At 72.7% G+C, this 9,292-nt stretch carries 7 protein-coding genes; all 7 read right to left on the bottom strand.

What is annotated here, in order from left to right:
- Nucleotides 1–151 precede the first annotated feature (151 nt).
- Nucleotides 152–928 (bottom strand): phosphate ABC transporter ATP-binding protein PstB, encoded by a 777-nt coding sequence (pstB, locus tag BJP40_RS18855; RefSeq protein WP_071281353.1) that lies wholly within the window; start codon nucleotides 926–928, stop codon nucleotides 152–154.
- A gap of 26 nt (nucleotides 929–954) precedes the next feature.
- On the bottom strand, nucleotides 955–2,034 hold the full coding sequence (gene pstA / locus BJP40_RS18850) for a phosphate ABC transporter permease PstA (RefSeq protein WP_071281352.1): 1,080 nt from the start codon (nucleotides 2,032–2,034) through the stop codon (nucleotides 955–957).
- Nucleotides 2,031–3,041 (bottom strand): phosphate ABC transporter permease subunit PstC, encoded by a 1,011-nt coding sequence (gene pstC, locus BJP40_RS18845; protein WP_071281351.1) that lies wholly within the window; start codon nucleotides 3,039–3,041, stop codon nucleotides 2,031–2,033. Before pstC ends, pstA begins: the two co-directional genes overlap by 4 nt.
- Nucleotides 3,042–3,165: 124 nt before the next feature.
- Complete coding sequence (pstS, locus tag BJP40_RS18840; RefSeq protein ID WP_071281350.1) at nucleotides 3,166–4,299, bottom strand: phosphate ABC transporter substrate-binding protein PstS; 1,134 nt, start codon at nucleotides 4,297–4,299, stop codon at nucleotides 3,166–3,168.
- 1,063 nt (nucleotides 4,300–5,362) lie between these two features.
- Nucleotides 5,363–5,794: an NUDIX hydrolase gene (locus tag BJP40_RS18835; RefSeq protein WP_371258660.1), complete on the bottom strand. Its 432-nt coding sequence runs from the start codon at nucleotides 5,792–5,794 to the stop codon at nucleotides 5,363–5,365.
- On the bottom strand, nucleotides 5,764–6,732 hold the full coding sequence (locus BJP40_RS18830; protein ID WP_071281385.1) for a CHAD domain-containing protein: 969 nt from the start codon (nucleotides 6,730–6,732) through the stop codon (nucleotides 5,764–5,766). The genes BJP40_RS18835 and BJP40_RS18830 overlap by 31 nt, the downstream gene beginning before the upstream one ends.
- Entirely contained in the window at nucleotides 6,719–8,971 is a 2,253-nt protein-coding gene (locus BJP40_RS18825) for an RNA degradosome polyphosphate kinase (protein ID WP_071281349.1), read from the bottom strand. The genes BJP40_RS18830 and BJP40_RS18825 overlap by 14 nt, the downstream gene beginning before the upstream one ends.
- Nucleotides 8,972–9,292 lie beyond the last annotated feature (321 nt).

Here is a 9,292-nt window from a genome sequence, read left to right as displayed (position 1 = left end):
GGCGCCGCAACCGTCCGGGTCCGGGCCTCCGCGGGCGGCGTGGGTGCCGCGGCGGGATCCTCGGGGCATGACGAGGGCCCGCCCCCCTGGGAGTGGGGGGCGGGCCCGGTTCGTCTTGCGGTGGCACCGCCATGCAGCACCGCAGGACGGCTTATCCGAAGCGGCCCGAGATGTAGTCCTCGGTCGCCTGGACGGAGGGGTTGGAGAAGATCCGCTCCGTGTCGTCGAGCTCGATGAGCTTGCCGGGCTGGCCGACGGCCGCCAGGTTGAAGAAGGCGGTGCGGTCCGAGACACGGGCCGCCTGCTGCATGTTGTGCGTCACGATGACGATCGTGAAGCGCTCCTTCAGCTCACCGATCAGGTCCTCGATCGCCAGGGTGGAGATCGGGTCCAGCGCGGAGCAGGGCTCGTCCATCAGCAGCACGTCCGGCTCGACCGCGATCGCGCGGGCGATGCACAGGCGCTGCTGCTGGCCGCCGGAGAGGCCGGCGCCCGGCTTGTTCAGCCGGTCCTTGACCTCGTTCCACAGGTTCGCGCCCTTGAGGGAGCGCTCGACCACGTCGGCGAGCTCCGCCTTCTTGTACCGGCCGTTGAGGCGCAGGCCCGCCGCGACGTTGTCGAAGATCGACATGGTCGGGAACGGGTTCGGGCGCTGGAAGACCATGCCGACCGTGCGGCGCACGGCGACGGGGTCGACGTCCCTGCCGTACAGGTTCTGGTCGTCCAGCATCACCTTGCCCTCGACGCGGCCACCGGGGGTGACCTCGTGCATCCGGTTCAGGGTGCGCAGGAACGTGGACTTGCCGCAGCCGGACGGGCCGATGAAGGCCGTCACGGAGCGGGGCTCGACGGTCATCGAGATGTCGTCGATCGCCTTGTGGGTGCCGTAGTACGCGGAGAGGCCGCTGACGTCGATTCGCTTGGCCATCAGAATCACTTCCAGGTGTGCCGCGGTCAGCGGCCGGTCTTCGGGGCCTTCCAGCGGGCGATGCCGCGGGCCACCAGGTTGAGGAGCATGACGAAGACGATCAGCACGAGCGCGGCGGCCCAGGCGCGGGCCACGGCGGCGTCGGTGCCGACGGCGTACTGCTCGTACACATAGAGCGGGAGCGACGCCTGGGCGCCTTCGAAGGGGTTCGGGTTGATCAGCTTCGTACCGAAGACGAGGAGCAGCACGGGGGCCGTCTCGCCGGTGATACGGGCGATCGCGAGCATGACGCCGGTGGTGATGCCGCCGATCGCGGTCGGCAGGACCACCTTGAGGATGGTCTTCCACTTGGGGACGCCGAGCGCGAGGCTGGCCTCGCGCAGCTCGTTCGGGACGAGCTTGAGCATCTCCTCGGTGGAGCGGACGACCACCGGCATCATCAGGATGGCCAGCGCCATCGAACCGGCGAAGCCGGAGGGCCCGAAGCCCAGCATCAGATTCCAGGTGGCGAGGATGAACAGACCCGCGACGATGGACGGGATGCCCGTCATGACGTCCACGAAGAAGGTCACGGCCTGGGCGAGCCGGCCCTTGCCGTACTCGACGAGGTAGATCGCGGTCAGCATGCCGATCGGGGCGGCGATGACCGTCGCGATGAGCACCTGCTCGATGGTGCCGAGCAGGGCGTGGTAGACGCCGCCGCCGGTCTCGGCGTCGAGGACGCCGTTCATCGAGTGGGTGAGGAAGTAGACGTCGAGGACCTCGATGCCCTTGCTGACCGTCACCCAGCCGAGGGAGGCGAGCGGCACGACCGCGAGGACGAAGCAGACCCACACGACGCTCGTCGCGACGCGGTCCTTGGCCTGGCGGGGGTTCTCCACCTTGGCCGTGACGGCGTACGTCGTGACGACGAAGAGCAGCGCGGCGATCAGGCCCCACTGGATGCGGCTCTCCCAGCCGGCGGCCAGGCCGATGCCGACGCCCGCGGCGACGGAGCCGGCGGCGATCGCGGCCGGGGCCCAGCGCGGCATGCGCCCGTGGGAGAGCGGGGAGGGACGGCGCTCGGAGCGGGTCACGGGAGGCCGGTCCTGGATGGTCTGGCTCATGCGGCGGCCCCCGAGTACTCCTTGCGGCGCGCGATGATCCACCGGGCGGCGCCATTGACCAGCAGCGTGATGGCGAAGAGGACGAGGCCGGAGGCGATCAGCGCGTCACGGCCGAACTCGTCCGCCTCGTTGAACTTGGCGGCGATGTTCTGGGCGAACGTGCCGCCGCCCGGGTCCAGCAGCTTGCCCGAGATGACGAAGCTCGGGGACAGGACGACGGCGACGGCCATCGTCTCGCCCAGGGCGCGGCCGAGGCCCAGCATGGAGGCGCTGATGATGCCCGAGCGGCCGAAGGGCAGGACCGACATGCGGATGGTCTCCCAGCGGGTCGCGCCGAGGGCCAGGGCGGCCTCCTCGTGCATGCGCGGCACCTGGAGGAAGACCTCGCGGGTGACGTTGGTGATGATCGGCAGGATCATGATCGCCAGCAGGATGCCGACGGTGAACATGTTCCGGGCGACGCCGTCACTGGTCTTGTCGAAGATGTACGTCCAGCCCATGTACTGGTCGAGCCACTTGTTGAGGCCGTCCAGGTACGGGACGAGGAAGATCGCGCCCCACAGGCCGTAGATGATGCTCGGCACGGCGGCGAGGAGGTCGACGACGTACGCGAGGGGCGCGGCGAGCCGGCGCGGCGCGTAGTGCGAGATGAACAGCGCGATGCCGATGGCGACCGGGACGGCGATCGCCATGGCGATGACCGAGCTGACCACGGTGCCGAAGGCGAGGACGGCGATGCCGAAGACCGGCGGGTCGCCGGCCGGGTTCCACTCGGAGGTGGTGAGGAAGTTGCCTTCGTTCTCGGATATCGCGAGGACGGCCCGGTAGGTGAGGAAGACCGCGATCGCGGCCATGATCACCAGCAGGGTGATGCCGGAGCCGCGGGACAGGCCGAGGAATGCCTTGTCGCCCGCGCGGGACGCGGCGCTGCTCTTGAGGGTGTCTGCCTGGTGCCCCTGGTTCCGCCCGGAGGGCGGTGTGGGGCCGTGGGTGGTGGCTGTTGCCATCGTGTGTGTTCTCCGGTCTGCGGAGCCGCACGGGCGCGCGGGGCGCTGTGCGGGCTCCTGGCGGCGGTGCACCGGATACGGGGCCGGACCTCGGAGGGGTCCCGGGTCCGGCCCCGGTCGGGGGTTACGACAGGGTCGGGACGATCTCGCGGACCTTGGTCGCGATCTCGGCCGGGAGCGGGGCGTAGCCCGCGTCGGAGAGGACCTTCTGGCCCTCCTCGCTGGCCGTGTAGTTCAGGAACGCCTTCAGGGTGGGCAGGGTCTCCGCCTTGTTGCCCTTGTCGCAGGCGATCTCGTACGTGACCAGGATGATCGGGTAGGCGCCGTCGGCCTTGGTGGCGTAGTCCAGGGACAGGGCGAGGTCGTTGCCCGTGCCCTTGACCTTGGCGGCGGCGATGGCCTTGGAGGCGTTCTCCGTGGTGGCCTCGACCGGCTGGGCGGCGCCCGTGTTCACCTTGACGGTGCTGATGTTGTTGGCGGTGGCGTACGACAGCTCGAAGTAGCCGATCGCACCGTTGGTGTCCTTGACGGCGGTGGCGACACCGGAGGAGCCGTTCGCGGCCTGGCCGCCGGGGGCGGGCCACGACTTGGTCTTCGGGTCGTGCTTCCAGTCGTCGGGGGCGGCCTCGGAGAGGTACTTGCCGAGGTTCTGGGTGGTGCCCGACTCGTCGGAGCGGTGGAACGCCTGGATCGTGGTGTCCGGCAGCTTGACGCCCGGGTTCAGCTTGGCGATCGCCGGGTCGTTCCACTTGGTGATCTTCGAGTCGAAGATCTTGGCGATGGTCGGGGCGTCCAGCACCAGGCCGTCGACGCCGTCCAGCTTGTAGCCGATGGCGACCGGGCCGCCGACCATCGGCAGGTTGATGCCCTTGCCGCCCTTGCAGATCTTCTGCGACTCGGTGACCTCGTCCTCCTTGAGGGCGGAGTCCGAGCCGGCGAAGGCGACCTGGCCCTGGTTGAACTTGGTGATGCCGCCGCCGGAGCCGATGGCCTGGTAGTTGACCTCGACGCCCTCGCAGGCCGCCTGGAAGTTCTTGACCCAGAGGTCCATCGCGTTCTTCTGGGCCGTCGAGCCGGCCGCCAGGAGCTGGCCCTTCGCCTCGCCGCAGTCGATGTCGGAGGCGGCGGCGTTCGTCTTCCTCGCGCCTTCGGGGTTGGTGTTGTCGTCCGATCCACACGCCGTGAGAACCAGGGCGCCGGACACGGCGAGGGCACCGAGCGCGGTGGCGCGAAGCCCGGTCTTGCGATGAAGCTTCACTTCGGGGTGTTCCTTCCAGTAACCGCCGGCCTGGTGGCCCGTGGGTGCTTGCGCTGTCCGGGGCCGTTGTACGGCGGCGTGTGTCGGGGTGGGTGCTGTGACCACTGCGGGGTCACCGTGTACGGCCGAAATTAGGCAGATCAGGTGAAGGCGCCGACGGGGGTAAGTGAACGGGAAGTGAACCGTGCCGAAAGCCGCGGTGTGGCGCGGCGCGGCCTCGCCGGCGGGGGCCGTGGCGTGGTCCCGAAGGCCCTTGCACGGGAGCGCCGGCAGTCCCTGCGCGGAGCCTCGCGACCGGGTCCCCGCCGGCGCTCGGGGGTGGTGCGGGGCGTGCGGAGCCCGCCGCGGTGGGCGCAGGCGCGGCCGGTCCGGCACCGGTCGGAGGGGGTGCGGGGACATGGGCGGTCCGGTACCGGCCGGAGGGGGTGCGGGGCGCGCGGTTCCGGGCGTGAGCGCGGGGGTGTGGGGCGCAGGGGCGCGAGGGGGTCGGCCGGTGGTCGGCGGGTTCCCGGGCGGTGGGCCCGGCGCGGCGGAGACGAGGGGTGAGTCGTGCGGCGCGGGCCGGGGTCGGGCCGGCGGGGGCGGGCAGCCGGGCGGGGCGCGGCCGGCGCGCCCGCCACGCGCCCCGGCTGCCGTCGATCGTGTTCACCATTGCGTACCGCATCGGCGTTCCCGTGTCGGTCTCCACGTCCGCGCCGCTCGGCGCGAGCTGTCCCCCGCCCCGGGCCGCCGCACGGTGCTGCGTGCGCGGCGGTTCCGTGCCGGGCGGACCTTCCAGCGTAGGGCGCCCGTGCCCACCGCGCTCCTCGGGCGCGGTCACCGCGCGTCGGTCACGGCCTCCGGCCGCGGGCTGCGGGCCGGGCTGATGCCGTGGGGAGGGCTGCACCCTGGGGACCCCGGGGACCCCGGGGACGCCGGGTTCCGGCCTGCGGTGTGCGGTCGGCGGCCCCGCGGGGCGCGCGTTGGGGGGGTCCGCGCCGCGCGGCCTGCGCCGCGGGCAGGCGGGGGGCGTACGCGGGGCGGCGCACCCGCCCCAAGGCGAGCGCCTCGCCGTCCGGCGGGGCTACTCCAGCGTGGCGACGAAGGACCGGACCAGGGGCCGGTCCAGGGGGTGGGTCAGCCGGGCCTCGGCCTCGGCCGGGGGCAGCCACGCCACCGCGTCCACCTCGCGGTTCGGGACGAACGCGCCGCCCGTGGCCCGTGCCGACCAGTACGTGACCTCCTTGGCGCGGCCCTTGGCGGTGTAGTGGACCGTGCCCAGCAGGCCGCCCAGGGCGCAGGTGTGGCCGGTCTCCTCGCGGACCTCGCGGACCGCGGCCTCCTCACGGGTCTCGCCCCGCTTCAGCTTGCCCTTCGGCAGCGACCAGTCGTCGTACTCCGGCCGGTGCACCAGACACACCTCCAGGCCGCCGGAAGCCGCCTCGCGCCACAACACGCAACCCGCCGCCTCGACCGGTCCGCGCGTCACGGCGCCGCGACCGCCGTCCGCTGCCAGCACCGGCGGAACGCCAGCCGCGCCGCCTCCACCTCGTGGCGCTGGTCCGCGTGCAGCACCCCCAGCGCGTACGCCGTCGCCGGGGCGATCCGGGGCGTGCGGGCGGCCGTGGCGGCAGCGGCCGCGGCCTCGGCGGCGTCCCGGTGCCGGTCGAGCGCCGCACCCGCCTCGTACAGCTCGGGCGCCGGGGCCGACCGCACCTCCAGGGCGTACCGGTGCAGCCGCAGCAGCAGCCGCGCCTGGTGCCACGGGGTGTCCTGGTGCTCACCGCCCACCGCGGGTGCCATCGGCAGCGCCCGCACCGCCTCCCGCAGCCGCCGCTCCACGACCTCCGCCGGGGCGGCCAGCAGTTCCTCGGCGGGTCGCGTGGCCGCCGGGCCCAGGGGGACGTCCGACGCCAGCAGCGCCACCGCGTCGGCGACCGCGTGGAACCGCGCCGAGCCCAGCGCCTGCAGCGCCGCCGAGTGCGCCCGCGTACGGGCCAGCGTCAGCTGCCGCTCCAGCAGCGCACCGGCCTTGGCCCCGCCGAGCCGCAGGGCCTCGCCGCCCCCGCCCGCGCCGCGCGGCTGCGGCACCCGGTCCCGGGGCGCGCCCGCGGCGCCCGTCAACCGGGACAGCGCGTCCACCAGCCGGACCAGCCGCGACGTGCACGCCTGCTCCTGTGCCAGCGTGCCCGACACCCAGGCGAGCTCGGTGCGCAGCCCGTCGGCCCAGGCGCCGTCCAGCAGCGGCCGGAAGGTGTGCAGGGTCCCGCCGATGCGCCGGGCGGCCGCCCGCAGGCAGCGGGTGGCCTCCTCCGTCCCGGCGGCGTCGGTCCCGTTGCTCTCGCCGTGCCGGCGCAGGGCCCGCAGGAAGTCGTTCGCCCGGGCGTGCAGGTAGGGGGCGAGGACCTCACCGGCGGTCTCGGCGGTGACGACCTCGTCGTCAGGGTTGTGCACGTCGGCGCCTCCGGGCGTCAATCAGCATCTCCTGGACGTGGCGCAGCGGCTGCCCGTCCCCGTCCACCGCGTGGCGCGTCCAGTTGCCGTCCGGGCCCAGGTGCCAGGAGGACGTGGTGTCGGCCATGCCGGTCTCCAGCAGGCGGTTCAGGGCGGCGCGGTGCGCAGGGTCGACGACCCGCACGAGCGCTTCGATGCGGCGGTCGAGGTTGCGGGGCATCATGTCGGCGCTGCCGAGCCACACCTCCGGTTCGCCGCCGTTGCCGAAGACGAAGATCCGCGAGTGCTCCAGGAACCGGCCGAGCACCGACCGGACCCGGATGTTCTCCGACAGGCCGACGACGCCCGGGCGCAGCGCGCAGATGCCGCGGACCCAGACGTCCACGGGGACGCCGGCCTGGGACGCGCGGTAGCAGGCGTCGATGACGGCCTCGTCGACCATCGAGTTGACCTTGATGCGGACGGAGGCGGGGCGGCCCGCCCGGTGGTGGGCGATCTCCCGGTCGACGCGGGACACCAGGCCGTCGCGCAGCGACTTCGGGGCGACCAGCAGCCTCCGGTAGGTCTCCCGGCGGGAGTAGCCGGAGAGCCGGTTGAACAGGTCGGACAGGTCTGCGCCGACCTGCGGGTCCGCGGTGAGCAGGCCGAGGTCCTCGTACAGGCGGGCCGTCTTCGGGTGGTAGTTGCCGGTGCCGACGTGGCTGTACCGGCGCAGCACGTCGCCCTCCTGCCGCACGACGAGCGACAGCTTGCAGTGCGTCTTCAGGCCCACGAGGCCGTACACGACGTGGCAGCCGGCCTCCTCCAGCTTGCGCGCCCACTTGATGTTGGCCTGCTCGTCGAAGCGGGCCTTGATCTCGACGAGGACGAGGACCTGCTTGCCGGACTCGGCGGCGTCGATGAGCGCGTCGACTATCGGGGAGTCGCCGGAGGTCCGGTACAGCGTCTGCTTGATCGCGAGGACGTCCGGGTCGGCGGCGGCCTGCTCCAGGAACGCCTGCACGGACGTGGAGAAGCTGTCGTACGGGTGGTGCAGGAGCACGTCCCGTTCGCGGAGCGCCGCGAAGATGTCGGGCGCGGACGCGGACTCGACCTCGGCCAGGTCCCGGTGGGTGCCCGCGACGAACTTCGGGTACTTGAGCTCAGGCCGGTCCTGGGCGGCTATGCCGAACAGGCCGGTCAGGTCCAGCGGCCCGGGCAGCGGGTACACCTCGGCGTCGGAGACCTTCAGCTCCCGCACCAGCAGGTCGAGGACGTACGGGTCGATGGACTCCTCGACCTCCAGCCGCACCGGCGGGCCGAAGCGGCGCCGCATGAGCTCCTTATCCAGGGCCTGCAGGAGGTTCTCGGTGTCGTCCTCCTCGACCTCCAGGTCCTCGTTCCTGGTCACCCGGAACATGTGGTGCGCCAGCACCTCCATGCCGGGGAAGAGCTCCTCCAGGTGCGCGGCTATGACGTCCTCCAGGGGGACGTACCGGTGGGGGGACGCCTCCAGGAAGCGGGACAGCAGCGGCGGCACCTTGACGCGGGCGAAGTGCCGGTGCCCGGAGACCGGGTTCCGCACGACCACGGCCAGGTTGAGGGAGAGCCCGGAGATGTACGGGAAGGGGTGCGCGGGGTCGACGGCGAGCGGTGTGAGGACGGGGAAGATCTGCTGGCGGAAGAGCGTGAAGAGGCGCGCCTGCTCCTTCTCGGTCAGGTCGGGCCAGCGGATCAGGTGGATGCCCTCGTCGGCCAGGGCGGGGGAGACGTCCTGCTGGAAGCAGGCGGCGTGCCGGGCCATGAGCTCCCGCGACCGGTTCCAGATCAGCTCCAGCACCTCGCGGGGCTGGAGTCCGGAGGCGGAGCGGGTGGCGACGCCGGTGGCGATGCGGCGCTTGAGTCCGGCCACCCGGACCATGAAGAACTCGTCCAGGTTCGAGGCGAAGATCGCGAGGAAGTTCGCGCGTTCCAGGAGCGGGGTGGAGGGGTCCTCGGCGAGCTCCAGGACCCGCTCGTTGAAGGCGAGCCAGCTGCGCTCGCGGTCCAGGAACCGGCCTTCGGGCAGTTCGGTGCGGGCCGCGCTCTCGGCGGCGTACGTGTCCGGGTCGGCGTCGAGCTCGTGCTCCAGGTCGGAGGCGGGCACGTGGGCGATGCTGCGCGGGCGGTGCGCGGCGATGGCACCCACGGACGGCTGGGCGGGCTGGGCGGACGACGGTACCTGCTGGGCGACCGGGACCTCGGCGGGCTGCTGGCTCATAGCACCATTCTTCCGCGCTAAGGACTGGTCAGGCGCGTCGGAGCGGGCCGTGAGTGCGGACACGGCGGGCTTCATTGGTTGAGCGTCGCAAGCGATTCTGAATGATCGGTGACGAGGACGTGACGTTCCGGGGGTCCTGAGGCGGCCGCCCGTGGGCCGGGAACGGCCTGAGCGGCCCTGATGCGCTGCCCCGAGGGCGCCGGCGGGTGGCCTGTGCGCGGGACCGGACGCCGGTGCGGGGAGAGGCTGCCCGGGCTGCGGGCCGCGCAGGCGGCGGGTGCCGCGGGAAGGGGTGCGGCGGCGTCCGGTGTGCGCGGGAGC

This window comes from Streptomyces sp. CC53, from assembly GCF_001865245.1.
Classification (GTDB): Bacteria; Actinomycetota; Actinomycetes; order Streptomycetales; family Streptomycetaceae; genus Streptomyces.
Note: the sequence above shows the minus strand (reverse complement) of the source record. Positions and strands in the feature narration are given on the sequence as shown.

Excerpts from the sequence above, each read along its gene's own strand:
- pstB (WP_071281353.1), bottom strand. The coding sequence starts at position 928 with ATGGCCAAGCGAATCGACGTCAGCGGCCTCTCCGCGTACTACGGCACC.
- pstA (WP_071281352.1), bottom strand. The coding sequence starts at position 2,034 with ATGAGCCAGACCATCCAGGACCGGCCTCCCGTGACCCGCTCCGAGCGC.
- pstC (WP_071281351.1), bottom strand. The coding sequence starts at position 3,041 with ATGGCAACAGCCACCACCCACGGCCCCACACCGCCCTCCGGGCGGAAC.
- BJP40_RS18825 (WP_071281349.1), bottom strand. The coding sequence starts at position 8,971 with ATGAGCCAGCAGCCCGCCGAGGTCCCGGTCGCCCAGCAGGTACCGTCG.